General features: G+C 56.5%; 18 protein-coding genes, 1 tRNA gene and 1 pseudogene. 12 read left to right on the top strand and 8 right to left on the bottom strand.

Features of this window, described 5'->3' with window-relative positions; translation table 11 throughout:
• The 3 genes from QZL71_RS08340 to QZL71_RS08350 form a co-directional block, all read right to left on the bottom strand.
• Positions 1 to 1,906 (bottom strand): YgiQ family radical SAM protein (locus QZL71_RS08340; protein WP_294648469.1); only part of this gene is annotated, 1,906 nt, incomplete at its 3' end.
• A gap of 50 nt (positions 1,907 to 1,956) precedes the next feature.
• Positions 1,957 to 4,842, bottom strand: a complete 2,886-nt coding sequence (locus tag QZL71_RS08345) for a DNA translocase FtsK (protein ID WP_294648470.1) — start codon at positions 4,840 to 4,842, stop codon at positions 1,957 to 1,959.
• Positions 4,843 to 4,944: 102 nt separating this feature from the next.
• A complete protein-coding gene (locus QZL71_RS08350) occupies positions 4,945 to 5,625 on the bottom strand; it encodes a ClpP family protease (protein ID WP_294648471.1) in 681 nt (226 codons plus the stop codon).
• Positions 5,626 to 5,886: 261 nt separating this feature from the next.
• On the opposite strand from QZL71_RS08350, the gene QZL71_RS08355 reads away from it, so the two are divergent.
• From QZL71_RS08355 to QZL71_RS08375, 5 genes are all read left to right on the top strand, one after another.
• A complete protein-coding gene (locus QZL71_RS08355) occupies positions 5,887 to 6,528 on the top strand; it encodes a redox-sensing transcriptional repressor Rex (protein ID WP_005942917.1) in 642 nt (213 codons plus the stop codon).
• A gap of 250 nt (positions 6,529 to 6,778) precedes the next feature.
• The gene (locus tag QZL71_RS08360; protein WP_005942920.1) at positions 6,779 to 7,396 is read left to right on the top strand and encodes a thymidine kinase; all 618 of its coding nucleotides are present in this window, start codon (positions 6,779 to 6,781) and stop codon (positions 7,394 to 7,396) included.
• Positions 7,397 to 7,995: 599 nt separating this feature from the next.
• Positions 7,996 to 9,387, top strand: a complete 1,392-nt coding sequence (locus QZL71_RS08365; protein WP_154259429.1) for an ABC transporter substrate-binding protein — start codon at positions 7,996 to 7,998, stop codon at positions 9,385 to 9,387.
• A gap of 204 nt (positions 9,388 to 9,591) precedes the next feature.
• The gene (locus QZL71_RS08370; RefSeq protein WP_294648472.1) at positions 9,592 to 10,521 is read left to right on the top strand and encodes a carbohydrate ABC transporter permease; all 930 of its coding nucleotides are present in this window, start codon (positions 9,592 to 9,594) and stop codon (positions 10,519 to 10,521) included.
• A 10-nt stretch (positions 10,522 to 10,531) separates the two neighbouring features.
• Complete coding sequence (locus QZL71_RS08375; protein WP_005942942.1) at positions 10,532 to 11,389, top strand: carbohydrate ABC transporter permease; 858 nt, start codon at positions 10,532 to 10,534, stop codon at positions 11,387 to 11,389.
• Positions 11,390 to 11,473: 84 nt separating this feature from the next.
• Here QZL71_RS08375 and QZL71_RS08380 read toward each other — a convergent pair whose 3' ends face one another.
• A complete protein-coding gene (locus tag QZL71_RS08380; RefSeq protein ID WP_154256274.1) occupies positions 11,474 to 12,292 on the bottom strand; it encodes a helix-turn-helix domain-containing protein in 819 nt (272 codons plus the stop codon).
• A gap of 215 nt (positions 12,293 to 12,507) precedes the next feature.
• Here QZL71_RS08380 and QZL71_RS08385 point away from each other — a divergent pair, with 215 nt between their 5' ends.
• Both QZL71_RS08385 and QZL71_RS08390 read left to right on the top strand, forming a co-directional pair.
• Positions 12,508 to 14,064: a glycoside hydrolase family 28 protein gene (locus tag QZL71_RS08385; RefSeq protein WP_294648473.1), complete on the top strand. Its 1,557-nt coding sequence runs from the start codon at positions 12,508 to 12,510 to the stop codon at positions 14,062 to 14,064.
• Positions 14,065 to 14,068: 4 nt separating this feature from the next.
• Positions 14,069 to 15,214: a glycoside hydrolase family 88/105 protein gene (locus QZL71_RS08390; RefSeq protein WP_097780804.1), complete on the top strand. Its 1,146-nt coding sequence runs from the start codon at positions 14,069 to 14,071 to the stop codon at positions 15,212 to 15,214.
• Positions 15,215 to 15,494: 280 nt separating this feature from the next.
• Here the strand turns inward: QZL71_RS08390 and QZL71_RS08395 are convergent, their stop codons facing one another.
• A complete protein-coding gene (locus QZL71_RS08395) occupies positions 15,495 to 17,405 on the bottom strand; it encodes a hypothetical protein (protein WP_294648474.1) in 1,911 nt (636 codons plus the stop codon).
• Positions 17,406 to 17,412: 7 nt separating this feature from the next.
• Positions 17,413 to 19,512, bottom strand: a complete 2,100-nt coding sequence (locus QZL71_RS08400) for an efflux RND transporter permease subunit (RefSeq protein ID WP_097780802.1) — start codon at positions 19,510 to 19,512, stop codon at positions 17,413 to 17,415.
• 249 nt (positions 19,513 to 19,761) lie between these two features.
• Between QZL71_RS08400 and QZL71_RS08405 the strand changes: the two genes are divergently transcribed.
• The 4 genes from QZL71_RS08405 to QZL71_RS08420 all read left to right on the top strand — a co-directional run bounded on the left by QZL71_RS08405 (position 19,762) and on the right by QZL71_RS08420 (position 23,318).
• Positions 19,762 to 20,364, top strand: coding sequence for a TetR/AcrR family transcriptional regulator (locus tag QZL71_RS08405; protein ID WP_154259434.1), 603 nt, complete (start codon positions 19,762 to 19,764; stop codon positions 20,362 to 20,364).
• A gap of 67 nt (positions 20,365 to 20,431) precedes the next feature.
• Positions 20,432 to 20,507: transfer RNA gene (locus QZL71_RS08410), tRNA-Val, on the top strand.
• Between the two features lie 473 nt (positions 20,508 to 20,980).
• Positions 20,981 to 21,562: a methyltransferase family protein gene (locus QZL71_RS08415; protein ID WP_117950083.1), complete on the top strand. Its 582-nt coding sequence runs from the start codon at positions 20,981 to 20,983 to the stop codon at positions 21,560 to 21,562.
• Between the two features lie 274 nt (positions 21,563 to 21,836).
• A complete protein-coding gene (locus tag QZL71_RS08420; RefSeq protein WP_294648475.1) occupies positions 21,837 to 23,318 on the top strand; it encodes a recombinase family protein in 1,482 nt (493 codons plus the stop codon).
• A gap of 625 nt (positions 23,319 to 23,943) precedes the next feature.
• Here the strand turns inward: QZL71_RS08420 and QZL71_RS08425 are convergent.
• Positions 23,944 to 24,117: pseudogene (locus tag QZL71_RS08425) on the bottom strand (argininosuccinate synthase domain-containing protein); the annotation flags it as partial.
• Positions 24,118 to 24,321: 204 nt separating this feature from the next.
• Here QZL71_RS08425 and QZL71_RS08430 point away from each other — a divergent pair.
• Positions 24,322 to 25,074 carry a DUF4866 domain-containing protein gene (locus QZL71_RS08430; RefSeq protein ID WP_097781449.1) on the top strand — a complete coding sequence of 251 codons (753 nt, stop codon included), beginning with the start codon at positions 24,322 to 24,324 and terminating at the stop codon, positions 25,072 to 25,074.
• 113 nt (positions 25,075 to 25,187) lie between these two features.
• On the opposite strand, the gene QZL71_RS08435 is transcribed toward QZL71_RS08430, so the two are convergent.
• Entirely contained in the window at positions 25,188 to 26,522 is a 1,335-nt protein-coding gene (locus tag QZL71_RS08435) for a threonine/serine ThrE exporter family protein (protein WP_294648476.1), read from the bottom strand.
• Positions 26,523 to 26,550 lie beyond the last annotated feature (28 nt).

Consider the following 26,550-nt stretch of genomic DNA (forward strand, 5'->3'; position numbering starts at 1 on the left):
TATGGCCCTTCTGGTTCGGGCGCACCGTATAGGTGCCGTCATTGTGGATCGTCACATCGGCGGCTTCGGCCCGGCGGGCAGAGCGCTGCACGGCGCGGCGGCCTGCGGCGGGCACCAGCAGGGGGATCAGGTCCTCCCGGTGGGTCATCTTCAGCGCCTTGACTACCTTCTCGGCGTTGCGAGGCTCGTAGTATTGCAGCAGCGCCCGCTGCAGCGCCTTGCCCTCGGGGGTCTTTTCCACAAACACCGGCTTCAGGGTGTAGGGGTCAAGGCCGGTGTAGAACATGCAGGTACTCACAGTGCCGGGGGTGGGGTAAAAATCCTGCACCTGTTCCGGGCGCATGTGGTTTTTGTAAAGATATTCTGCCAGATAGACTGCATCCTTGAGGGTGCTACCCGGGTGACTGGACATCAGATAGGGCACCAGATACTGCTTTTTGCCGGCCTTTTTGCTCAGCTCATAGAATTTATCCTTGAACTTGCTGAAGGTCTCGATGGGCGGCTTGCCCATATAGGCCAGCGTGTTGGGGGCACAGTGCTCCGGAGCCACCTTCAGCTGGCCGGACACATGGTACTCTACCAGTTCCTTGAAGAAGGTATCGTCCGGGTCGGCCATCAGGTAGTCGAACCGGATACCGCTGCGGATGAACACCTTTTTCACGCCCGGCAGCTCCCGCACCCGGCGCAGGATCTTCAGGTAGTCGCTGTGGTCCACGATCATGTGGGAGCAGGTGGTGGGGGCAAGACAGTGCTTGCCGCCGGTGCACATGCCCCGCAGCATCTGCTCCCGGCAGGAGGGAAAGCGGAAGTTTGCGGTGGGGCCGCCCACATCGTGGATGTAGCCCTTGAAATCCGGCTCGTGGGTCATGCGCTCGGCTTCTGCCACGATGCTGTCCGCGCTGCGGCTGGTGACACGCCGCCCCTGATGCAGCTGGATGGCGCAGAAGTTGCAGCCGCCAAAGCAGCCGCGGTTCTGGATGATGGAGAACTGCACCTCACGGATGGCGGGCACGCCGCCCATGCTCTCGTAGATGGGGTGGTAACGGCGGGTGTAGGGCAGGGCGTAGACCTTATCCAGCTCCCCGCGCACCAGCGGCTTTGCGGGGATGTTCTGCACCAGATACTTTTCGCTCTGCTTCTGCACGATGATCTGGCCGCTGACCACATCCTGATTGTCCATCTGGATGCGGCAGGCCTTGGCATACGCCGTCTTATCCGACGCCACCTTTTTAAAGCCTGCGCACTCCACGTAGCGCTCGGGCAGATGGTCGAAGTCGGTCATGTAACAGGTGCCGTCCACGTCCGTGATGCTCTCCACCGGCTCCCCGGCGGCAAGGCGGCGGGCGATCTCCACGGTCTGGTGCTCGCCCATGCCAAAGCTGATGATGTCCGCGCCGGAATCCTCGGCGATGCTGGGCAGAACGGTGTCCAGCCAGTAGTCATAGTGGGCAAAGCGGCGCAGGGACGCCTCCAGACCGCCCAGAATCACCGGCAGGTCGGGATAGGCCTGCTTGGCAAGGCGGGTGTACACGGTGGCGCTGCGGTCCGGGCGTGCGCCGCCCTTGCCGCCGGGGGAGTATTCGTCCTCGGCGCGGGGGATCTTTGCCACGGAATAGTGGCTGACCATGCTGTCCACGTTGCCGCCGCCGATGAAGAAGCCGTACTTCGGCTTGCCGAACCGCTTGAAGTCCTCGCAGTCGGTGTAGCGTGGCTGGGCCAGCACGCCGATCTTATAGCCCTCGGCTTCCAGCAGACGGCTGATGATGGCAGTGCCAAAGCTGGGGTGGTCCACATAGGCATCGCCGCCCACCACCACAAAGTCCAGCTGCTCCCACCCGCGGGCCTCCATATCGGCCCGGCTGATGGGAAGAAATTCGGTGTAGATCTTAGGGGAAGAGTTGTCCATTTGCTAATATCCTCATTCTTGGTTGAACACGGGCGAGTGCTCTTTTATTTTTATTCCTCCGGTTGGTTCATCTGCATTTCCAGCCACTGCTGGCGGCTGATAAGCACAGCGCGGGGCTTGGCACCCTCGTAGGGTCCGATGATGCCTTTTTGTTCCATCTCGTCCATGATACGGGCCGCGCGGGCGTAGCCCAGCTTGCAGCGGCGTTGCAGCAGGCTGGTGGAGGCCTGACCGGCATCGATGACCACCTCCACGGCCTGCTTGAACATCGGGTCGGTATCGGGATCCTCGTCGGAGTCCGCGCCGCCGCTGCCTTTCTTGCCGTCCTGAATGGCGTGCTTTTCCATGGCTTCGATCATGGCTTCGTCATACTGCACGGTGCCGCTCTGCTTGATGAAGTCCAGCACACGGCTGATCTCCTCATCCCGCACGAAAGTGCCCTGAATACGGGTAGGCTTGGGCGCACCCACGGGCATGAACAGCATATCACCCATGCCCAGCAGCTTTTCGGCACCGGAGCCGTCCAGAATAGTGCGGCTGTCCACCTGACTGGACACTGCAAATGCGATGCGGCTGGGGATGTTGGCCTTGATCAGGCCGGTGATCACGTCCACGCTGGGGCGCTGGGTGGCTACGATCAGGTGCATACCGGCGGCGCGGGCCTTCTGGGCGATGCGGCAGATGGAGTCCTCCACATCCTTGCCCACCACCATCATCAGATCGGCCAGCTCGTCGATGATAATGGCGATGTAGGGCATCTTTTCCAGATCAGGCCGTTCTGCGGCCAGCTTGTTGAAAGACTTGATGTCGCGCACATTGTTCTCTGCAAACAGATGATAGCGGCGCTCCATCTCCTGCACCGCGCTGCCAAGGGCACCTGCGGCCTTTTTCGGCTCGGTGACCACCGGCATCAGCAGGTGGGGAATGCCGTTGTACTCGGCCAGCTCCACCACCTTGGGGTCGATCAGCAGCAGCTTCACGTCCTCCGGGCTGGAGCGGAACAGCAGGCTCATGATGATGCTGTTCACGCACACGGATTTACCGCTGCCGGTGCTGCCTGCAATGAGCAGATGGGGCATCTTGCACAGGTCTGCCACCTGTGCCACACCGGCAATGTCCTTGCCAAGCGCAATGCCCAGAGGTGAGGTCATGCGCAAAAAGCTCTGGCTCTCGAACACGCTGCGGATATACACCGGGGTCTTTTTGTGGTTGGGCACCTCAATGCCCACGGCAGGCTTGCCGGGGATGGGTGCTTCCATACGCACGTCCGCCACCGCAAGGTTCAGGGCGATATCGTCTGCCAGCGAGGTGATGCGGCTGATCTTGACACCCGCCATGGGCTGCACCTCGTACCGGGTAACGGAGGGGCCCCGGGAGATATCCAGCACACGGGTGCGCACGCCAAAGCTTTCCAGCGTATCCACCAGCTTCTGGGCGTTGGCTTTCAGCTCTTCCTGCGCGCCGGGGTCGGTCTCGTCCTGCGATTTTTCAAACAGCTCAATGGGCGGATACTGGTACTGATAAGTATCCACCGGTTCGGTCTCGTCCACAGGGGCCGCTGCCGCGGCCTGCTCGGAAGCGGCAGGCTTTTCCATTGCCGCTGCCACCAGCGTGCTGATATCCTTTTCCTCCACCGGTTCGCTGGTAATGCTGATCCAGCCGTCCTCGTCGGGTGTGCCGCGCATGGCAACGGCGTTTTCGGCGCTCACCCGGGCGGGTGCCGCCGGGACTGCGGGCTGGATGGGCACGGCGGGCATCTCCGGCGTGATGGCCGCTGCCGGGCTTTCCGGCTGGGCCGTCGGCATTTCCGGGGTCATGACCGGAGTATCAAAGCTTTCCGCTGCCGCAGGCTGCACCGGCTGTGCAGCTTTTGCAAAGAAATCGGATGCATCGGTCTCCACTGCGTCCTGTACGATGGGCTGCGGGGCAGGTCTGGGGGCCGGGCGCAGCGGGTTCTGCCCAAAGGTGCCGCCCGGGCCCACGATGAGCGGCTCGATGGGTTCGCTGCCGCCCTCCTTCACCTCGGTGTGGTCGGGGCCAAGGTCTACGTCAAAGGAAGCCCGGGGCCGGGATACCCGTACCTGCACCGGCGTGATGGCCGGGGCGGCAGGCTCCGGCTGCGGGGCGGCCTCCGGCTTCTCCGCCTCCATCTCTTCGGTCACCTTGTGGCCCCAGTGGCGGATGCCGTTCAGCCAGTCCGGCACACCGATGCGGAAAGCCGGAGTTTCCATCTCCTCTTCGGCATCTTCCTCATCCCGGTATTCATCTTCTGCTTCGTCGTAGTCTTCCTCAGCCTCGGCTTCTGCCGCGCGGGCAGCGGCACGTTCAGCGCGGCGGGCTGCGCTCTGCTGCGCCATGGCCGCACCCTTTGCGTGCACGCCGCCAAACGCAGCGCACAGCCATTGCCACACCTCTGCCGGGGTCAGATCAAAAATGTACAGGCTGACACACAGTGCCAGCACGATCATGATAAGGGTTGCCGCAGGCCGTCCGCACAGCAGCAGCAGGCTGCCGCCCAGCAGTGCGCCCAGCGCACCGCCGCCGATCCATGCATTCACGCCGTTTGCATAGCAGGCAGCTGTCATCTGGAATGCCGACATGCCCTGCGGCTGGATATCGGAAAAAACGATCACCGTGCCGCAGGCAAACACCAGCCCCAGAACCAGCTTGAAGATCTTGGGCAGAAGGTCTTCGCCCCGGGTATACTGCACAGCAAGGCAGCACACTGCCGCGCCCAGCACAAAGCTGCCGCAGCCAAAAAGTCCGAACAGCACATCGTGCAGGGCCTTCCATGCCGAATCTCCCTCCACAAAGGCCAGCACCACCAGCAAAAGGCCTGCAAACAGGGTACCAAGCCCTGCCGGGAGCCGCTGTTCTGCGCGCTTTTTGCGCGATGCTGCGCGCCGTGTTGTCGTTTTACGTTTTTTTGTTGCCATGTTTCTTTGTTCCCCGCGTTTGTAGTAGACACACTATTTGATTTTATTATTGTACCACGCAGGGAAGAAAATGGCAAACCTATTGTTGTACAAAATCGGCCTTCATTTGCGTTCAATCTCTTTATACAGCCACGCCAGCGCATCCGAAAGCCCGCCCAGCTCATCAATGAGCTTTTCCTTCACAGCCCGGCGTCCATCCAGCACAGTGCCCATGTCCATCACCAGCTCGCCGGTGTGGAGCATCAGGTCGGTGTAGCGTTTTTCGGTCATGCCGCTGTGGGCCGCTACGAAGCCGGTGATGCGCTGCTGCATCTGCTCAAAGCTGCGCATGGTCTGCGGCACCCCCAGAATGACGCCGGAATGCCGCACCGGGTGCACGGTCATGGTGGCTGTGGGCACGATGAAGCTGCGCCGGGCGCTGACGGCAAGCGGGATGCCGATGGAGTGCCCGCCGCCCAGCACAAGCGTTGCACTGGGTTTGGACACGCTGGCGATCAGCTCCGCCAGCGCAAGGCCTGCTTCCACATCACCGCCTACCGTGTTCAGCAGCACCAGCAGACCTTCGATGCGAGGATCCTCCTGCGCGGCCACCAGCTGCGGGATGACATGCTCATACTTCGTGGTCTTCTGGCCCTGCGGCGCTTCCGAATGGCCTTCGATCTGGCCGATGACGGTCAGACAGTGGATCACATGCTCCCCGCGGGCCAGCGTGACCGTGCCCAGATCCTCGATCTCTTCTTTTTCCAGCCGTCCTGCGTCGGTCTGCTGCGTTTCATCGTTCATATGCTTTCCTCCTGCGTTTTTTGTCAGCATTCCCCAGCCTGTGCCGGGCTATGCAGACCCGCTGCAGCAAAAAAGCGGTAACATTTCATAAAAATTTTTTGAGAATGATTTGACATTCTCCATCGGTGCAGTATACTTTAAATAATTGACTGTAATATCTGCAATATGAACCCGTAAACGGATCGGGGTTTCTCTGCGCCGCATCTGTAAAGCAGGCAGCTGCGGCAAGTACTGCGATAGAGCGAAAGGAGAAAGTATTCTATGAACACTCCTGCAAGGGCTTCGCTTCCCGTTATCAAGCGTCTTCCCAAATATTACCGCTATCTGTGCTCTCTGCAGGCGGACGGCATCAACAGCATTTCTTCCCGCGAGCTGGCTGCTCAGATGGGCACCACCGCTTCGCAGGTACGGCAGGACTTCAACTGCATCGGCGATGTGAATGGCCGGCAGGGCATCGGCTACTCGGTGGAAAACCTGCTCTCCATTCTGGAAGGCCTGCTGTTCGGCAACGGCGACCGCCTGCCCACCATCCTGATCGGCTGCGGCCGTCTGGGCAAGGCAGTGAGCCGCTTTATCACCACCGATACCAACGGCTACCGCCTGATCGCCGCCTTTGACGTGGCACAGAGCGAGGTGGGCAAGGAGATCAGCGGCATCCAGATCCGCCATATCGACGAGCTGGAGTCTTTCTGTGCCGAGCATCACCCCAAGGTCGCAGTGCTCTGTGTGCCCCGCGACGGTGCGGAACAGGTCAGCGGCCGTCTGGTGGATCTGGGCATCGAGGGCTTCTGGAACTTCTCCCACTATGACCTCTCTGTGCCGTATCCCGATGTGGTGGTGGAGAACGTCCATCTGGGCGACAGCCTGATGAGCCTTGGCTACCGCCTGCGCAATCAGGACTGAATATACCTATTATAAGTAATAAGAGAACCCTCTCAGTCAAAGCCTGAGATGCCGCTGAACCCTCTCAGTCTCGCATACACTCGACAGCTCCCCCGAAAGGGTAGCTTTATGAGTGGGGACGGGAAAGTTTCTGCTTCTCCGGCGAAGGACAGCCTGCCCGGAAGATGCAGAAAAGCTCCCCCATCGGGGGAGCTGGCAAAGCCGTCAGGCTTTGGCTGAGAGGGTTCTTTCTGTAAGGAGAGTTTTTCAAATGGCAAAACTGTATTTCCGTTACGGCGCGATGAACAGCGGCAAAAGCACCGCCCTGATGCAGGTAGCCCACAACTACGAAGAACAGGGGATGCGGGTGCTGATCCTCAAGCCACAGGTGGACACCAAGGGCGGCGGTGAGCTGGTGAGCCGTCTGGGCGTGCGCCGCAAGGCTGATCTGCTGATCCCGCCGGAGACGGACGTGTTCGAGGCCGTGCGCACGGCCAACGCTGACGGTGCGCCGCTGGCCTGCGTGCTGTGCGACGAGAGCCAGTTTTTCACTGCGCAGCAGGCAGAACAGCTGTTCATGGTCACGGTGGATTTGAACATTCCGGTGATCTGCTACGGCCTGCGGGCAGATTTTTCGCTCAAGGGCTTTCCCGGCTCTACCCGCCTGCTGGAGCTGGCCCACACCATCGAGGAAATGAAGACTATCTGCACCTGCGGCCGCAAGGCCATCTGCAACTGCCGCAGGGTGAACGGCAGATTCGTCTTTGAGGGCGAGCAGGTGGCCATCGATCTGGAAAACGATGTGCAGTACGTGAGCATGTGCCCCCAGTGCTATTTCAAGGCAAAGCGCGCGTTCTACGCCGAAAAAGCTGCTTCGCGGGTCGAATAAACTTGTATACAAGGCTGCTGTGTCCAACGACACGGCAGCCTTTCTTTTTTATTCCCGGCCCACAGGCGCAGTCCACGCAGCAGCGCAAAATATGTTGCTGTCGGTGCTTCTTCACCCCCCAAAAGGGCGAAGAAGCACCGATTTCCACGCCTGCAGACCGGTGCCGGATGCCCGCTTCACGCAATTGATATATCAGAGTGAACATTTTTTGCGCTATTGATATATCAGTTCAAAGGCTCCCATCCGGGCTTTTTAAGCTGGTGTTCGTCCACAATATATGCAACGTTTCCACGTTCTGAAACGGAATGTTTACAAAATTATCGCAAAATTCGACGTTCCCTCTATGATGCATCCCAGTTTTCTATGCAAAATAGCGAAGTATACATGTTGCACAGTTTTTCGAGCCAAGTTTATTCATTTCAGCGAAGGCGTCAATTCTTGCGCGGAAACAAGAGCAATATTTGTACGTTTTTTGTTTAGATATCTGCAATTTGCGTCTTTCTTTTTGGTTGTTGTTTTGTTATCATAATTGTATACAACGGGGTATGTGCAGACCCCCGTTCGAGATGATGTTTTCTGTATTTAGGAGGAGAACAAAAATGAGCAAGGCAATTTCTCGTCGTGATTTCATGAAGGTCACCGGCGCTGTGGGCGCTGCCGGCCTTCTGGCTGCCTGCGGCGGCAACTCTGCTGCATCCAGCTCTGCTGCTTCCACCGCTTCTTCCGCTCCCGCTGCTTCTGCAGACGAGAGCCTGGCACTGTCTGACGGCCCTGTTTCCATGACCATCAGCTGGTGGGGCGGCGACAGCCGTCACGAGGCTTACCAGAACGCCATCAAGGAGTTCCAGGCTGAGCACACCAACATCACCATCGAGCCCACCTTCGCCGCATGGTCCGGCTGGGAAGAGAAAATGGCAGCTGCCTTCATCGCTGGCAACGCACAGGATGTGTGCCAGGTGAACTGGAACTGGCTGTACAACTACTCTGCTGATGGCAGCAAGTTCGTGGACCTGAACACTGTTTCCAAGTTCCTGGATCTGACCCAGTGGGATGACGCTGCCATGGACGCCTGCTACGTTGCAAACAGCCAGCAGTGCGTGCCCGTTTCCATGACCGGCCGTATCTTCTTCTGGAACATGACCACCTTCAACAAGGCTGGCATCACCGAAGTTCCCAAGTCTCTGGATGATCTGATGGCTGCCGGCAAGGCATTCAAGGAGAAGCTGGGCGACGATTACTACCCCATGCATCTGGGCGCATACGACCGTATGATCCTGATGGTGTTCTACCTCGAGTCCAAGTACGGCAAGGACTGGGCTGACCCCGTCACCTCTACCCTGAACTACACCGAGGACGAGATCGCTGAGGGCATCGACTTCATCAAGAGCCTGGTGGATGGCCACGTCATGATGAACCTGAAGACCTACTACTCCGCAAACTCTGATACCGCTACCCACCAGTCCAACGAGTGGATCACCGGTAAGATCGCAGGCATCTTCGAGTGGGATTCCGCTGCTTCCAAGTACTCCTCCGCTCTGGATGATGCCAACAAGGACGGCTTCACCGTTGGCGAAGAGATCAAGTTCGGCGACAACAACGGCGGCTTCTCCAAGGTCTCCATGGGTCTGGCCATCACCAAGACCAGCAAGTGCGTTGCCGAGGCTGCTACCCTGATCAACTTCCTGCTGAACGAGGAGAAGGGCGCTTCCATCATGGGTTCCGAGTGCGGCATCCCCGCTTCCAAGGCTGGTCTGGCTGCTGCTCAGGCTGCCGGCGCTGTCAAGGATCTGGTTGCTGAGGCAAACGCCAAGGTCATGGCCTTCACCACCAACAAGCTGGATCCCCTGTTCGAGAACAACGACCTGAAGGCTTCCGGCACCGGCATCTATCAGGAGGTGTTCGACACCGTTGACTACGACGGCGTTTCCGGTGCAGACGTTGTTGACACCCTGCTGGACGGCATGGAGTCTGTTGGCTACACCATCGGCTAAGTTACATTTTTGAGTGCCGCCGTGTGCGGTCACGCACAGAAAAGGGCACCCTTTGACTGAACCTGAGGGGCACCTGCCGCCCGACCGGCAGATGCCCCTTTTTTGTCAGGGATATATTACAAAATCTTGACAAAGCTGTATCCAGTCTGTTACCCCTTCGTCCGTCTCATGCTCCGAAATTCCTTAAAAAGGAGGATTTCCCAGATGAAAGAAAACAATGCTCCCGCTGTCGGGCGCACCCCGTTCCAGAAGTGGCTGGACAAATATCAGGGTCTGTTTTATCTGATCCCCTGGATCATCGGCTTCGTCGTCTTTAAGGCAGTTCCCTTCGGTCAGTCGCTGTACTACAGCTTCACCGATATGAACTTCTTCGAGAGCGGCACCAAGTTCGTTGGTCTGGCCAACTACATCACGGCCTTTACCACCACCAAGATCACCAAGGCGCTGATCATCACCTTCAAGTACGCTTTCATCACCGTGCCTCTGAAGCTGGTCTTTGCGCTGTTCATCGCATACATCCTGAACTTCAAGATCGCATGCGTCAACCTGTTCCGCACGGTGTACTACATTCCCTCCATTCTGGGCGGCTCTGTTGCGATCGCCGTTCTGTGGAAGGCTGTGTTCAGCGTGGACGGCCTGCTCAACACCGTGCTGCGCGCTGTCACCTTTGGTCTGGTGCAGGGCCCCGAGTGGCTGTCTGACCCCAGCTACGCGCTGTGGATCATCTGCTTCCTGCGTATCTGGCAGTTTGGTTCCGCCATGGTGCTGTTCCTGGCCGCTCTGAAGGGCGTGCCTGCAGACCTGTACGAAGCCGCTACCATTGATGGTGCCGGCAAGTGGCGTCAGTTCTTCTCCATTACCGTTCCGATGATCACCCCCATCATCTTCTACAATCTGGTCACTCAGATCTGCCAGGCTTTCCAGGAGTTCAATGGCCCCTACATCATCACCAACGGCGGCCCCCGTGGTTCCACCACGCTGATCTCTCTGCTGGTTTACAACTACGCATTCAAGTCTTATGACATGGGTATGGCATCCGCTCTGGCATGGATCATGTTCATCATCGTCTGCATCCTGACGATCATTGCATTCACCAGCCAGAAGAAGTGGGTCTACTACTCTGACGAAAGGTAAGGTGACCAGTATGGGAATGAAAGCATCGAACAAAATCGCGACCTTCTTCAAGTATTTCGTCCTGATCCTGGTCGGCGTCATCATGATCTATCCCCTGCTGTGGATGATCAGCGCTACCTTTAAGGACAACAGCGAGATCTTTGCAGGCATCAGCCTGTGGATCAAGCACCCCACTCTGGATGGCTACCGCGGCGCACTGAACAACTTCGGCGGTTCCATCAACATCCTGCAGGCCATGCTGAACACCTACAGCTACGTCATCCCCAAGGTGATCTGCACGGTGGTCTCCGCCTGTGTGGCTGCCTACGGCTTTGGCCGCTTCGATTTCCCCGGCCGTAAGCTGATGTTCAACATCATGCTGGCCACCCTGTTCCTGCCGCAGGTCGTTCTGAATGTGCCGCAGTACCTGCTGTACAACAAGTTCGGCTGGCTGGACAGCCCCTTCTATCTGGCTATCTGGGTGCACTGCGCATTTGCGACCGAGACCTACTTCGTCTACCAGCTGGTGCAGTTCATGCGCAATGTCCCCCGTGATCTGGACGAAGCCGCTGCCATCGACGGCTGCTCCTCCTTCCAGACCCTGTACAAGGTCATCGTGCCCATGCTTGGCCCCGCTCTGGTGTCCTGCGCACTGTTCCAATTCATGTGGAGCTGCAACGACTTCATGGGTCCGCTGCTTTACGTCAGCACTCCCGGTAAGTACCCGATGTCCCTGTTCGTCAAGCTGTCCATGGACGGTGATACCGGTTTCGCATGGAACAAGATCCTTGCTCTGTCCCTCATCTCCATCCTGCCGCAGCTGATCGTCTTCTTCTGTGCACAGGACCAGTTCGTTGAAGGTATCTCTGCCGGTGCCGTCAAGGGCTAAGCCCTTTCCCCGCACAGCATAAGATCATCTGATACAAACAAACACCCCCTGTGCCGTTCCCGTAGATGGCGCAGGGGGTGTTTCTTATTTCTTATGTCCTTTGCGGTACTGCAGTGGGCCAGTACCCATCACCTCGCGGAACACCCGGCGGAAATGGGCGGCGCTGGCAAAGCCGGTCTGCTCGGCCACCGCACTGATGGAAAGCTCGGTCGTTTCCAGCAGCTTCTGGGCCGCTTCGATGCGGCGGTTGTTGATGTAATCCACGATGGACTGGCCCGTTACCCGCCGGAACAAACGGCTCAGGTAGTAGGGCGAAAGATAAAACTGCGCCGCCACCTCGGTGAGGGAAAACTTCTGCCGGTAATTGGCCGCAAGGTAGGCGCAGATCTGCTCCACCGTTTCGTTGTGGGGACGCGCCACGGCGCTGCTCTCGGCAATGCACTCCTGCTCCACATAGTGCAGGATCAGCAGCAGGTACAGCGGGCCGGGGTAATCCTGCTCGGTGCTGGCGCTGGCCATCATTTCCAGCAGGGTACGGATGCGGCTCTGCCACTGCACCGGTGCATACAGCACTGTGCGCTCCCCGGGCGCAAACAGGCGGCCGAAATCCCGCCCGGCTGTGTTTTTCAAATCATGCAGCATCCCCAGCGGAAAGTGGCACCCCACGATCTGCGGCACGGCGCTGCCGGTCTGTGCAAAGCGGCAGCCGCCGGGGCCAAGCAGCACGGCGCTGCCGGGGTTTACCAGCACATTCCCACCCTCATATTCCAGCGTGACGCTGCCCTCCGACACCAGCAGCAGATAGCAGGTGTCCTCATCCGGCGGCAGCTCGTAGCGGTTCGCATTCAGACGCAGGGTGGCAGCGGCCACCTTGCCGGTGATCTTTTCACGTTCTGATCTCATAGGTAACTCCTTCAGTCGCGGCTGATGCCGCGCCAGCTCCCTCAAAGAGGGAGCCTCTGGCGAAGAGGAAAAGCTTTCCGGTATGCCAAAGCCTCCATCACGGATGGAAGTGGCAAACCCGCGAGGGTTCGACGGAAGGGGTTCCCTTCATTCTAATCTTTATCATATCATGTCCGCTTCCTGCGGGCAAGACAAAACCATCAGGAGGTTCTCCCATGAATCTGTCGCTTATCCGTTCCATGACGCGCAGCGCTGTTTTCGAGCTGGAAAACGGCCTGTGCTATCGTCCGGCCCACCCGTTCACCGTTACCCTGAACGGCAAGACCGTCTACGAAGCCTGCCAGACCAACGTGTTCTCCCTGTTCTCCCTGCTGCCCGGTACGGAGTACACGGTGGGTGTGCAGGCCGAGGGCGAAAGCCTGACCTGCACCTTTACCACCGAGGCCGAGACCTTCTTTGTGGATGCTTCCCGCTACGGTCTGGTGGCCGACGGCACCACGGACAACACCCTCAAGCTGCAGGCGGCTCTTTCCACCTGCCCCAAGGGCGGCACAGTGTACGTGCCCGCAGGCCGCTACCGCACCTGCAGCCTGTTCCTGAAAAGCAACACCACCCTCTATCTTGAAAAGGGCGCTGTGCTGCTGGGCGACAATGACCGCACCCACTACCCCATCCTGCCCGGCGTGATCCCCAGCGAGAACGAGGTGGATGAATACTACCTGACCGGCTGGGAGGGCAATCCCCTGAGCAGCTTTGCGGGTCTGTTGAACATCACGCAGGTGCACGATGTCGTTGTGACCGGCGAGGGCACGCTGGACTGCGATGCCGAGAACGGCGACTGGTGGGTAACGCCCAAGATCAAGCGCATCGCATGGCGGCCCCGCGCTGTGGCTGCTGTGGACAGCGAGAACATCTGCCTGCACGGCATCACGGTGCAGAACAGCTATTCGTGGACGATCCACCCCATCTTTGTCAAGCACCTTGACCTGCTGAACTTCAACATCAACAATCCTTACAATGCCCCCAACACCGACGGCATCGACCCCGAAAGCTGCGAGTATATCCGCATCATCGGCGTGAACATCCATGTGGGCGACGACTGCATTGCCATGAAGGCCAGCAAGGTCTTCCTTGGCATGAAGCTGAAAAAGAGCTGTGAGCACACCGTTATCCGCAACTGCCTGTTGGACAAAGGCCATGGCGGCATCGTCATTGGCAGCGAGATGAGCGGCGGTGTGAAGGATATGGTGGTCACCCAGTGCCTGATGGACCACACCGACCGCGGCCTGCGCGTCAAGACCCGCCGTGGCCGCGGCAACACCGCCGTCATCGACGGGCTGGTGTTCCGCAACGTGGAGATGCGGGGTGTCAAGGCACCCTTCGTCATCAACATGTTCTACTTCTGTGACCCGGACGGCCACGGCCCCTATGTTCAGTGCCGCGATGCCATGCCCGTGGACGAGTACACCCCGAAGCTGGGCAGCCTGACCATGGAGGACATCGTCGCCACCGACGCTCAGTTCGCGGGATGCTACTTCGACGGCCTGCCGGAGCAGCCCATTGAGCGCGTTTCCATGAAGAACGTCACGATTACCTTTGACCCCAATGCCGAGGCCGGTCAGGCCGCTATGGCGGATAACCGCCCTCTGGTGAAGAAGCTGGCCATCTACGCCGAGAACGTCAAGGAGATCGACCTGCACAACGTGAAGATCGAGGGCTACGAGGGCGAACGCCTGCACTTTGCAAATGTCGGCCATTTTGAGGAGGACTGATACCATGACCCATGAAGAAATTCTTGCCATGCTGGGCGATTACGTGGACTACCTGATCGCCAATTCCAGCGCCGAAGCACCCATGTGGAACATCGAGAAGGTGCGCAGCGGCAAGCCCAACAAGTGGAACTACATCGACGGCTGCATGATCACGGCCTGCCTGAGCCTGTACAAGACCACCGGCGACGAGAAGTATCTGAACTTCTCCAAGAGCTTCATTGATTCCTTTGTGCAGGAGGATGGCTCCATCAAGACCTACGACCCCAAGGAGTACAATCTGGATAACGTGAATCAGGGCAAGAACCTGTTCACCCTGTACGATATCTTTGGGGATGAAAAGTACCGCAAGGCCATCGAGACCATCCGCAGCCAGCTGGCCACCCAGCCCCGCACCAAAGAGGGTAATTTCTGGCACAAGGACATCTACCCGTGGCAGGTGTGGCTGGACGGCACCTACATGGCCCAGCCCTTCTACATGGAGTACGAGACCCGCTTTAACAAGATGCAGGGCTGCATCGACAGCTACAAACAGTTCATGAATATCAAAAAGCACATGCGGGACGAAAAGACCGGCCTGTACTACCACGGCTACGATGAGAGCCGCCAGATGTACTGGGCCGACCCCGTCACCGGCTGCAGCCCCAACTTCTGGCTGCGTGCCATGGGCTGGTTCATGGTAGCCATGGTGGACGTGCTGGAGCGGATGGACGAGCAGCTGTACAACGAGTACCGCGGCATCATGGCAATGCTCAAGCAGACCATTGAGGATGTGCACAAATTCCAGGACGAGGAGACCGGCATGTTCTGGCAGGTGATGGACCACCCCGGTGTGGAGGGCAACTACCTCGAGACCAGCGGCACCGCTCTGTTTGCCTACGCGGTGCTCAAAGGCGTGCGTCTGGGCTACCTGCCCAAACGCATGGCCGCATGGGCCGAAAAGGCCTTCTACGGCACCTGCGACAAGTACCTCTCCAAGAACCCGGATGGCAGTCTGCAGCTGGACGGCATCTGCCTGGTGGCGGGTCTTGGCGGCAAGGATCACCGCGACGGCTCTCTGGCCTACTACTTCAGTGAGCCGGTGGTCTGCAACGATGCCAAGGGTGTCGGCCCGCTGGTGCTGGCTTACACCGAAATGATCGCACGCAAGTAAACTTCATATCGTGGGCGGGCAGCTTTCTTGCCGGACACGAGTCGGGCCATTCCATCGCCCGCAGGGCTGTTGCAAAACAGCGTCTCTTTAAAATGTTGAAAACAGCCGCATTCACCGTACAAAACGGGCAGAACGCTGAAAACCCAAAGGCAGATCTCAAAAAAAAATGAGATAGGCAGCCCCTTTCGGGGAAGCCTATCTCATTTTTTCGTTGGGGCTGTTTTGCAACAGCCCCTTCTCTATGGAAAGAGGTTCAACATGAATTCTCGAAGATGTCTTATCAGAACTTGAACAGGTTCACGATGCGCTGCCACAGGCGGGTAAAGATATTGCCTTCCTTCACCGTCTCAGTCTCGGTTACAGTGGTGTCGGCAGCGGCCACGGTTTCAGCGGTCTTATAGACGAACTTCACGCTGCTCTCGGCATCGTCCGGTGCACCGGCAAAGCTGGTGTAGTCGTTCAGGCGGTCGGTCATCTCGTCCAGCACGGTCTTCAGGCCATGGAGCTGATCCTGATCCAGCGCGCCGGTCAGCTTGGAGATGCCTTCCTCGTTGAACTGGTTCAGGCCGTCGTTCAACTGGCCTGCGCCGTCATTCAACTGACCTGCACCGGTGTTCAGGGTATTCACGCCGTCATACAGGGTCTTGGTGCCTGCAGCCAGCTGTGCGCTGCCATCCTTTGCGGAGTGGGCACCGTCCGCAGCGGTCTGCACGCCTGCGGTGTACTGGTTCACGCTGGAAACAAAGAACTGGATCTGAGAAAGGCTGGTCTTCAGGGCGCGGACATCGGCCATATCCTGACTGTTCTCCACCTGATACTTCAGCTCGGCCTTGGCGGTGTTCTTTGCATCGGCATTGGTCACCATCTCCAGAGCGCCGGTCAGCATGGAAGCGTCAAAGTTCTGCATCAGCTTCAGGGCTGCTTCCAGATCGTGGTTCGTCTTGGTCGCGGACAGATACAGGGCCAGATCCAGCTGGCTATCCTTGAAGCTGGGAGCCTGCTCCCAGATGGTGCGCACCATCTTTTTGCGGCCGGCAGCAAGGGTCTTATCGTTCATGGTGAGGATGTTGTCGATCACAGCCTCGTAGTTCGACCATGTCATGTCCTCGTCGATCAGGCCGCCTTCCTTCAGGGTCTTGTTGGCAGAAGCCAGCACACCGTCAGCCACCTGCTGCGCACCGGCGTTCAGTGCTGCATTGTTGGCGCTCAGGGTGTCCAGACCGTTGGTCAGCTGGCCAAGGCCGTCGTCCAGAGCGGCAGCGCCGTTGTTCAGGGTGTTGGCACCGTCCAGCAGGGCCAGAACACCGCCTGCCAGCTGAGAGGTGCCGTCCACCAGCTGGGAAGCGCCGTCCATGAGCTGGCTCATGGCATCGTTCAGCTGGTTGATGCCATCGGTCAGGTCGTTGATGCTGCTCAGGTCAAACACATTGTCCGTGCCAAGAGCAGCGGTGCTGGTAGCGCAGGCCACCATGACCTGCGGGCAGGTAAAGTCTTCCACATCGGCTTCCACCGTCACGGTGTCCTGCAGATAGTCTTCGATGCTGTCCACCTCATCGGGCAGCAGGCCGGACAGGGAATCCTTCACGCCCGGCAGGGTGACAAAGGCGGCAACGCTGCTTTTGGCGGCGCTTTCGATCATACCGTGTTCTGCGGTCACGTTGGAAGCATCCCCGCCCAGAATGACGCCCACAGCGGTGATCAGCGGAGTGACGATGGTGCGGTCCTTGCCGTTCACGTTCACGGTGCCGGTCTCGTTGTTCTTCAGGTTGACGGTCACAGTCAGGTGGCCGCTCTTGCCAATGATGTCCTCAAGGGCGGCTTCCTGACCGTCCAGAGCGTAGGTCACCTTCACATCGATGGGCAGGGCCTTGTCGGTATTGCCCTTGTAGTAAACATCGGTGTCGTTGGTGTTCCACACCAGCTCTTCCCCGTTCTGGGTGAACTCGGCATCGCTCTCAGTGTTCTGGATGTCGGTCAGGGTGGTCTTGTCGGTGACGTTTGCAAGGCCGGCGGCGCTGTACAGGTGCTCGCTGACGGTGGTGCTCTTGATGGAGCCGTCGCCGTTCATCACAGCATAGACGGTCTCTGATTTGGAAAAGCTGCTCTTACCAGCTGCAAATGCGGGCATTGCACAGCCTGCGGCGAGGGTGAGAGCCAGCGCCGCACTGGCGAAACGAAGCGATTTTTTCATAACGTAATTACTCCTTTTCAGACTTCTTGGCGTTGGCGGATTCGGGTACCATCCACTTGAGGGTGGTGTGGCGGATGATCCAGTCGCACAGCATCAGGGCTGCGGGCAGCATCACCAGAATGACCACCATGCTGATCAGTGCGCCGCGGGAGATCAGCAGGCAGATGCTCTTCAGCAGCTCCATCTTACTGATGGCAGCCACACCGACGGTGGCGGCAAAGAAGGTCAGGCCGCTGGTCAGGATGGACTGGCTGCAGTGCTCCAGCGACTGCTGGGCGGCTTCCTTCGGGGTGCGGCCAAAGGCGCGCTCCTCGTGGTAACGGGTGGTCATCAGGATGGAGTAGTCCACGGTAGCACCCAGCTGGATGGTGCCGATGACGATGCTTGCAATGAAGGGCAGCTGCGTACCGGTGAAGTACGGGATGCCCATGTTGATGGCGATGGCGGCTTCAATGCTGGCCACCAGCAGCGCCGGGATGGAAATGCTCTTGAAGGAAACGGCGATGATGACCAGAACGGCCATGATGGACCAGACGTTGACGTTCTTGAAGTCCACATCTGCCACTTCGATCAGGTCCTTGGTCATGGCGCCCTCGCCGGTGATAACGCCCTCGGGGTCAACGGTCTTGATGAGGGAAATCATCTCGTCCAGCTGGTTGTTGATGGCGTCGGTGCCGGTCTTATAGGAGCTGTTGGCAAGGATCAGCTTGTAGCCGCCGGACTGCAGGATCTCCATGATGCTGTCGGGAAGCAGCTCGGTCTGGAAGCCCGGGCCGGTGATGGAATCCAGACTTACCACCTGCGTAATGCCATCCACGTCCTTGAGTTCATCACACAGGTCGCTCACCTCGGTGGCAGTCAGGTCGTCATGCACCAGAATGAAGTGGCTGGTGGTCATGCCGAAGTCCTCGCCCAGCTTGTTGGTGCCCACGATGCCGGTCAGGTCCTGCGGCAGGGAGTCGAACAGAGTGTAGTAGACCTCGGTCTTGTTCTGTGCGATGGCAAAGGGGATGAGGATGAGGATAAAGATAACCACGATGGGCACCGAGTGATTGGAGACAAAGTAGCTGAGCTTTTTCAGCTTGGGGATCACGGTGCGGTGCTTATACTTTTCCACCCATTTATCAAAGGTAAGGATCAGGGAGGGCAGGATGACCACGGTGCAGATGACACCGAGGGCAACGCCCTTTGCCATGACAAGGCCGATATCGCGGCCCAGCGTCAGGCGCATGGCACACAGTGCAAGGAAGCCCGCGATTGTGGTCAGGCTGGAAGCGGAGATGGATGTCATGGTCTTGCAGATAGCGCTGGACATGGCCTCCTCGTTGGAAGAGCGCAGCTCCTTCTCTTCCTGATAGCGGTGCAGCAGGAAGATGGAGAAGTCCATCGTGACACCCAGCTGCAGCACGGTGGCCAGTGCTTCGGTGATGTAGCTGATCTGGCCCAGAAAGATGTTGGTGCCGAAGTTGTACGCAATGGGGAACAAAAGACCCAGCATGAACAGCAGCGGGGTGATGGTGCTTTCCAGCGAAAGGAACAGCACCAGAAGGCTGGCACCTACGGCGATCAGGATGTACATGGGCATTTCCTGATTGACCAGTGCCTTGGTGTCCTGCAGGATAACGCTCATACCGCCGAAGAAGCAGTCCTTGCGCAGCAGCTTTTCGATCTGAGCGACGGCTTCCATGGTCTCGTCGCTGGCGCTGGGGGCGTCAAAGCGGACGATCAGCATGGTGGAATCGTTCTTGCCGAACATGAACTGCTGCACATCGGCGGGCAGCATCTCGGTGGGGATGCTGGGGTCGATCACATCGCTGAGCCAGAAGGTCTGGGTCACGCCGGGAACAGCCTCGATGTCCTTCTTCATGGCGATCAGTTCGTTTGTGGGTAAGCCTTCTACCGTGATCATACCGGTGGAGGCCAAATGGAAATCGTCCTCAAGGGCTACCTCGCCGATCATGGAGTCCAGATCCTGCGGCAGGTAGGTGAGGATGTCATAGTTGATGCGGGTAGCAATTGCGCCGATTGCGGAAGGGATCAACAGCAGGAATGCTACTGTCAGGATCAGCTTGCGCAGCCGCACAATGCCCTGTGCGATCTTTTTCATGAGAACCCTCCATAGAAAATGGTTAAAAATCTTAGTAAAATGACTGGCGGTCATTTCCAAGCAAACACTATTATAACCATGACAAACCGGGTGTCAAGTACAAAAATGACCAGAAGTCAGTTTTCTTATCAACTGCCTGAAATTGTATAGCTTTTTTGACTTGCACTATCGGGAAAGGACTGCTAAAATGATTGAGACAACACAAATGAGCGAATGAAAACGAGCGGAAAAGAGGAATCGTCAGGGAATATGGGTACCGTGGAGGGCAAAAAGCAGGAGAAGCGCCGGGCACTGCTGGAGGCAGCCTATGATCTGTTTCTGGAGCGAGGTGCCGCAAAAACCAGCGTAGAGGATATCACCAGCCGGGCCAAGGTGGCCAAGGGCACCTTTTATCTGTATTTTCAGGATAAAGGTGCGGTGATGCAGGCGCTGCTGGGCCGGGTGAGCTACCAGCTGCTGAGCAACGCGTGCGAAGCGGTGGAAAAGCAGACAGAGCTCGAAAACTTCCCGGACAAGATGGTGGCGGTGATCGACCACATCATCGAAGCACTACGGAAGGATACGCTGGTGCTCAAGTTTCTGGAGCACAACTTCATATGGCCGGGGCTGGACCAGATCGAAGCCAGCCGCGAAGCCGAGCCGCTGATGCGCAAGCTGCTGAATGTGGTGCTGACCAGCCCGGAAATGGCCGGCCGCACCGAGCGGGAGATCTACCAGCGCATCACGGCACTGGGCAGCATGTGCATGTCGGTGTGTTATTCCAGCGTGCTGGAGGGCAAGCCCGATGACATTGAGGCCATGAAGCCGGTGCTGTATGATATCGTCCGCAGGTCGCTGAAGGCGGAAAAATAAAAAATCACAGAAAAGTATTGCTTTTTTGCACAGGCTGTGGTAAACTATCTAAGTCGATATGACTTATGGACGGTTAGCTCAGCTGGTAGAGCATCTGCTTGACGTGCAGGAGGTCACAGGTTCGAGTCCTGTACCGTCCACCATACAGTTCGTACTCGAACCTGATTCTCTATGAGAAAGGGTTCGGGTACGTTTTTTGTTTGCAGGAGGTTCTGAGAAAGGACTACTCGGAACAGTAAACGAGCAAAGGCAGGGTATCACTATGACGGTGGTATCCTGCCTTTTGTTTTGCGGGATCGTGGTGATGGTATCCTGCCTTTTGTTTTGCGGGATCAAGGTCGCTTTGTGCGAACTTGATCGTCCTCCTATATGGCGCGTTTGGGGGTAATCGCTGCGTACGTGCGTACCGGGAGCCTGTACACCTCTGACAATGTGTAACACACTAGACTTTGTTCCAAAGTCTGTGTGCCAAGGGGCCAAGCCCATTAGAATCCCTGCGGAGCGTGTACGCACGTACACAGAAAAATGGCAAAATTTCACTATATCGGGGTGTTCTTTCATGGATGAGTGTGGTATACTCGGCTTAACCCAGTAAATTGGAATTTGGAGGTACACGATGATAATAAAAATTGTTACAATTTCACTGATGGCAGTGTTCTACATCTGCTATTTTGCAAAGTTGATTAGTCAGAAAAAGCAAGGCATAAAGACAGACCAATTAGGAAAAGGAAAAGAGGGATTTGTCAAATTTATAGAAGTAGCTCTTAAAATAATCACATATTTGCTTCCTGTAATACAGATTATCAGTATTGTGTTTTATTCGGGAACAGCACATATTGTGTTGCAATTTACAGGAGTTGTAATAACAATGTTCGGTGTACTTGCTTTTATTGTTTCTGTTACACAGATGAAGGAGAACTGGAGAGCAGGTGTGCAAAAAGAAGAAAAGACCAATTTGGTAACAACGGGAATCTATTCTATTAGCAGAAATCCTGCATTTTTGGGTTTTGATTTAATGTATATAGGAATATTGTTTTCGTTCTTTAATTGGTTCCTTTGCTTTGCCACAGGTTTTGCAGTGGTATTTTTTCATTTACAGATAGTCAATGTAGAGGAAGACTTTTTGATAGAAGCATTCGGAAATGAGTACCTGCAATACAAATCAAAAGTATGCCGATATTTAGGAAGAAAAAGATAAATTCCAGTTTGCCGTACTCATTCCAGCAGGGTTTGGGGCAGGCACGCCCCAACAAGAGCACTTCAAAAACGCGGGAGCGTTGCAGAAGTGCAGTCCCGGATGGGCAAGAAATTTTCAAGAATTGAAAATTTGTGGCCACGGGACGATTCTTGCTCTCCCCTTTTTCGCTGCGTTTCGCAATTTTCACATTTCAATCTGCTCGCAGATTGTTGACAAGCTGCGCTTGACCCGATACTATAAAGGCAAGTCGAATACACGCCAAGGAGGTGCAACCATGACCGCCGTGATCTACGCCCGCTATTCATCTGACAGCCAGCGAGAAGCGTCCATTGAAGGGCAGCTGCGCGACTGCAAGGACTACGCCGAGAAGAACGGCATCACTGTGGTCGGCACCTACATTGACCGTGCCTACTCTGCCAAAACGGATGACCGCCCGGACTTTCAGCGGATGATCAAGGACAGCGCGAAGAAAATCTTCGATGTGGTTCTGGTCTGGAAGCTCGACCGCTTTGCCCGGAATCGGTTCGATGCCGTGAACTACAAGTACCAGCTGGAAAAGAACGGTGTCCATTTGGTGTCTGCCATGGAACCCATTTCGCAGGGACCTGAAGGCATTATGGTGGAGAGTATGCTGATCGGCATGGCAGAATATTATTCCGCCGAACTTGCCCTGAAAGTAGCGCGCGGTGAGCGCGAAAACGCCCTCCAGTGCAAGTACAACGGCGGTATCGTTCCGCTGGGCTTCACCATTGGCAAGGAGGACCGACTGTACCATATCGACCCGGAGACGGCTCCCATCGTGCAGGAGATCTTCAGCCGGTATGCCGACGGCGAACCGGCCGAGAAGATCGCAGCATCCCTGAACGAGCGCGGTCTGCGTACCCGCACCGGGAAGCCGTTCGTGAAGAACAGCTTCTTCCAAATCTTCCGGAACCGCCGCTACATCGGCGAATACCGCTACAAGGACATTGTGACGCCGGGCGGCATTCCGGCTATTGTTGACCAGGATTTGTTCGACCGGGTGCAGCAGCGTTTCGAGCAGAACAGGATCGCCCACGGTCGGCCTGCAAAAGAGGATGTGAGCTATCTGCTGACCACCAAGCTGTTCTGTGGCAAGTGCGGCACCCTGATGGGCGGCGAAAGCGGCACCAGCCACATGGGAAACACCTACTATTACTACAAGTGCGGCAACGCCAAACGCCACGGCAAGGCGCACTGCGACCTGAAAGCCATCCGCAAAGAGCCTCTGGAACGGTTCGTGGTGGAAACTGCTATTAAGGTGATTTTCAGCGATGAAATCATCGAACGGCTGATAGATTTGATTATGGAAGCCCAGCAGCAGGAGAACACCCGACTGCCTGTTTTGAAAGACCAGCTCCGGGATACAGAGAAGCGGCTGGCAAACCTTCTGGAAGCCATTGAACAGGGCATCCTGACCCCGACCACCAAGCAGCGGCTGGACGAACTGGAAGCCCGGAAAGAAGCTCTGAACACCAGCATTCTGGAAGAAGAGCTGAAAAAGCCCGTCCTGACCCGCGAGTGGATGCGGTTCTGGTTTGAAAAATTCCGCAAGGGTGACATGAGAGACATGGAGCACCAGCGGCAGATCATTGATACCTTTGTCAACTCGGTCTACGTCTTTGACGACCGGGTCGTGCTCAATTTCAACTTCACGGACGATTCCAAAACCATCTCCCGTGAAGAGGTGTTGGGTTCGAGTGCTGTGGAGAATGCTCCACCATGCATAAGCCACTAACAGAAGTTAGTGGCTTTTTTTGCACTATACGCGGACTTATGTTAGTGTATAGAGAATTAGGGACTCGAACAGCACGGCCGCGCCGCAGGCGGGGCAATCAAAGCCCTAGCAGGGCTTTGATTAGTGCGCGGGTTCCAACGGTCAGGAATGTCTACCGGGGATGATGCTCAAAAGTCCAGCTGGTCAGAGAATGGTTTGAAATCTTTATGCCCCCTTTTCAGTCGTTTGTAGCAAGTTTGTAGCAGATCTGTAGCAAAATTCGGGGAGGATCGGCAAAATGGCTCCGAAAACCCGATTTTTTGCAGATTTTTGGGTATAAAATTTTATCCTCAAATTTTGTACAGAATGACGGTGGCAAAACAAAAAAGAAAAACGTCAAACGCGAGAGATTGCTCTCTCATGCGTTGACGTTTTTTCTGGTTTGTGGGGATTATTCTTCTGGCAGAGCCAAAACTTCATCTTTGACCAGTTGATTGGCCGAGTCAAAGGCTTCGATCATCTGGTTGGCTTTCGGATCTAAAACCTATTATTCAAAATGATAACACGGGGCTGTTGCACACGCCCCAACAAAAAAGACCAGAGTTATTTAGCCAAAAGGCTGAACCGGTCCGTAAAAAGTAGACAATGCGCCGCTTGCCTTGGCACGCTCTTCCAAGCCTTCCAGCTCACCCTTCTGCCCCACATTGCCGCACACGGCAATGACTTCGCAGTTGTTATAGTGCTCTTTCAGCCACGGGATGATAATCGATGTGTCCAGACCGCCGGAATATGCCAGCACGACCTTTTTGACTTCAGACATAGGAACTGCCTTCGTTCAAACCAACTTATATATTTTTCGATTTCCCTCGTGCAATTTCATGATTGCAGTGTCCATTATCCGGGCACTTGGAAAATGTGTAAAAAGTGTTCTGTATATAGCAGCAATATGAAAGCAGTATTTCACAGCTGGGCATTATGAATCTATAATAGGTAGCTGGAAATAAACAGAAAGAGGGTCTTTTTGATGGCAACGATATTTCCAAGAGAAGAAAAGGCAGAGGCACTGTTCGGGGAGATCCTGAAAAATCCAGAAGCCTGCCACCGCCTAATGGATACCTTCAACGACTCGCTGGACATGGCAGACGTACTGGATGCGCCGGCCGTGAGTGCACAGCAGTTTGCCGCAGCACTGTTCAATGCCTACGAGAACAAGGATCTGTCTGCCTTTCTGATGGCGATCTGCCAGCACAGTATGTTTGACCTGCTACGGAACGCTGCCCTGATCCCGTTCAAATTCAACGCCGATGGTCAGCCGAACCCGGTGATCCTGACGGATGATGCCGGCGTTCTTTTGCCGAACAACAAAGTTGCCGTGAGCAGTAAAGTATACGACCGGTTCATCCGGGTGTTCCAGAAGCAGGAAAAGGTAAAAATGTACCTTGCCAGCGGCTACTGCAAGTATCACGGCTACGACGAAGGCTCGATGGATGTGGTGGAGTACCACTACAACCAGCATTTGGGGCTGCTGCTGATCTACGAACTGCCGGACACCGTGAAGCAGAAGGTAACGGAAGCGGAGGCCTACTCCACCGTCTGGGATATCCAGATGAAGCTGCAGCACGCACTGCCCCGTTCCGTGGTCTACTATGGACAGGATACGCTCAAGGACGGAGGAACCCGCTACGATGAACTTGGCGTTTTTCTGCCGCTGGAACACTTTGCCGACCGGCTGGAACGCCATGTGGAAACTGCTACCAAGATCGTTTACGGGGAGTAAATGCCCTGTAAACGAACTCCTTTTATAAGTGCATCACAGCAAAACAAAACGCAGCGAACCGTTAAAAGATTCGCTGCGTTTTGCCTTATATGGGAGAATGGAAATGCTGCACATCAGGTGCAATAACGGAAAGTCTTGTCAGTGACAATACGGGCGAAGATCAACCCTAACGGCAGTGCCACGATGATGAGAATGGCATCTGCAAACCATGTGGCGGAGTCCATCAGAGACAGGATGCCCAGATTATAGATGGCACGGTAGAAATACAGTCCCGGTACCATGATAACGATGGACGGCACGGTGACGGAGATGCGGGGATAACCGGCGGCGCTCTTCAGGCAGGAGGCCAGCAGTCCGGACAGCAGTGCGCCCAGAAACGCTGCAACAGCGGGCGGAAAGCCCGCAAGGCTCACCAGCTCCAGTCGGAACGTGTTCGTTACCGCACCGATAAGGGCGGCGCAGACTGCCAGGTTCCGGGGACTGTTGAACATGAGCGAAAAGCCGAACACACCGCCAAAACTTGCCAGCAGCCGGAACACGATCTCTTCCGGGAGTGTCAGGCTCAGGGCAGGGAACTGCACCGGCTGCAAATGCAGCAGCAGTGCCATGATCCAAGCCGTCATGGTTGCCACCAGAATGATGAGGACGGCGTAGGCCAGACGTTCCAGCCCGGAGCGCATATCCAGCTTGGCAAGGTCGATGCCGCTGGTAATGAACGGAAAGCCCGGAATGATGAAGAGCATGGAGCAGATATACCCCGCCTCGTGCTGCGCCGATACGGCAAACAGCACCTCTGCCAGCTTCAGCAGGATGGCATACACGAGGCTTGCTGAACAGACCGACGCCGTAATGCCCAGAAACAGGGTGAAATGGTGCTTTGTCAGCTTGCACCGTACAAAGTTGCCGATGCCTGCACCGCAGAAGGCACACAGCATTTCCACAATGCCGCCGCCCAGCAGAAAGGTGAAGCAGCTGCAGGCCAGTGCAGCTGCAAAGCCCAGTGCGATGGGCGAATACAAGCCGTGGATGCGCTCGATCTCATCGAGGTGGCTGTGCAGTTCTTCGCCGGTCATAAATTTTCCTTCCCGGTCGAAGTCGTTGACGAAATGCTCCAGTCGGTTCAGCCGGGAGGTATTCACGCCCGTATTTGTCAGACAGAGTGACTGGGTATAACACTGGTCACCGTCAAAGCAGGTGAACTCAATGGACAACAGGCCGATGTCCGCTGTTGTTGTGACTCCCAGCTCCCGCGAAAGGGTGTTCATGGAGCTTCGGACACGCCATGCGCCGGTGCCGCATTCCAGCAGCATCAGCCCGGTGCGTCCAATGACGGAGGCTTTTTCCACAAGCCCCGCCTCGGTAATGGGAACGCCCTTGCTGGCCGACGCATAGTCGTGCCAGTAAACTTCCATGTGATTTTTGATGATCTCACTTTGCTGTTGTCCCATACCGGAAAGCCTCCTTTGTGATATGGGA

The organism is uncultured Faecalibacterium sp., assembly GCF_900066275.1.
In the GTDB taxonomy this organism is placed as follows: Bacteria; Bacillota; Clostridia; order Oscillospirales; family Ruminococcaceae; genus Faecalibacterium; species Faecalibacterium taiwanense.

Coding starts and splice junctions, on each gene's coding strand:
- QZL71_RS08345 (WP_294648470.1), bottom strand. CDS start 4,842: ATGGCAACAAAAAAACGTAAAACGACAACACGGCGCGCAGCATCGCGC.
- QZL71_RS08350 (WP_294648471.1), bottom strand. CDS start 5,625: ATGAACGATGAAACGCAGCAGACCGACGCAGGACGGCTGGAAAAAGAA.
- QZL71_RS08355 (WP_005942917.1), top strand. CDS start 5,887: ATGAACACTCCTGCAAGGGCTTCGCTTCCCGTTATCAAGCGTCTTCCC.
- QZL71_RS08360 (WP_005942920.1), top strand. CDS start 6,779: ATGGCAAAACTGTATTTCCGTTACGGCGCGATGAACAGCGGCAAAAGC.
- QZL71_RS08365 (WP_154259429.1), top strand. CDS start 7,996: ATGAGCAAGGCAATTTCTCGTCGTGATTTCATGAAGGTCACCGGCGCT.
- QZL71_RS08370 (WP_294648472.1), top strand. CDS start 9,592: ATGAAAGAAAACAATGCTCCCGCTGTCGGGCGCACCCCGTTCCAGAAG.
- QZL71_RS08375 (WP_005942942.1), top strand. CDS start 10,532: ATGGGAATGAAAGCATCGAACAAAATCGCGACCTTCTTCAAGTATTTC.
- QZL71_RS08380 (WP_154256274.1), bottom strand. CDS start 12,292: ATGAGATCAGAACGTGAAAAGATCACCGGCAAGGTGGCCGCTGCCACC.
- QZL71_RS08385 (WP_294648473.1), top strand. CDS start 12,508: ATGAATCTGTCGCTTATCCGTTCCATGACGCGCAGCGCTGTTTTCGAG.
- QZL71_RS08390 (WP_097780804.1), top strand. CDS start 14,069: ATGACCCATGAAGAAATTCTTGCCATGCTGGGCGATTACGTGGACTAC.
- QZL71_RS08395 (WP_294648474.1), bottom strand. CDS start 17,405: ATGAAAAAATCGCTTCGTTTCGCCAGTGCGGCGCTGGCTCTCACCCTC.
- QZL71_RS08400 (WP_097780802.1), bottom strand. CDS start 19,512: ATGAAAAAGATCGCACAGGGCATTGTGCGGCTGCGCAAGCTGATCCTG.
- QZL71_RS08405 (WP_154259434.1), top strand. CDS start 19,762: ATGGGTACCGTGGAGGGCAAAAAGCAGGAGAAGCGCCGGGCACTGCTG.
- QZL71_RS08415 (WP_117950083.1), top strand. CDS start 20,981: ATGATAATAAAAATTGTTACAATTTCACTGATGGCAGTGTTCTACATC.
- QZL71_RS08420 (WP_294648475.1), top strand. CDS start 21,837: ATGACCGCCGTGATCTACGCCCGCTATTCATCTGACAGCCAGCGAGAA.
- QZL71_RS08430 (WP_097781449.1), top strand. CDS start 24,322: ATGGCAACGATATTTCCAAGAGAAGAAAAGGCAGAGGCACTGTTCGGG.
- QZL71_RS08435 (WP_294648476.1), bottom strand. CDS start 26,522: ATGGGACAACAGCAAAGTGAGATCATCAAAAATCACATGGAAGTTTAC.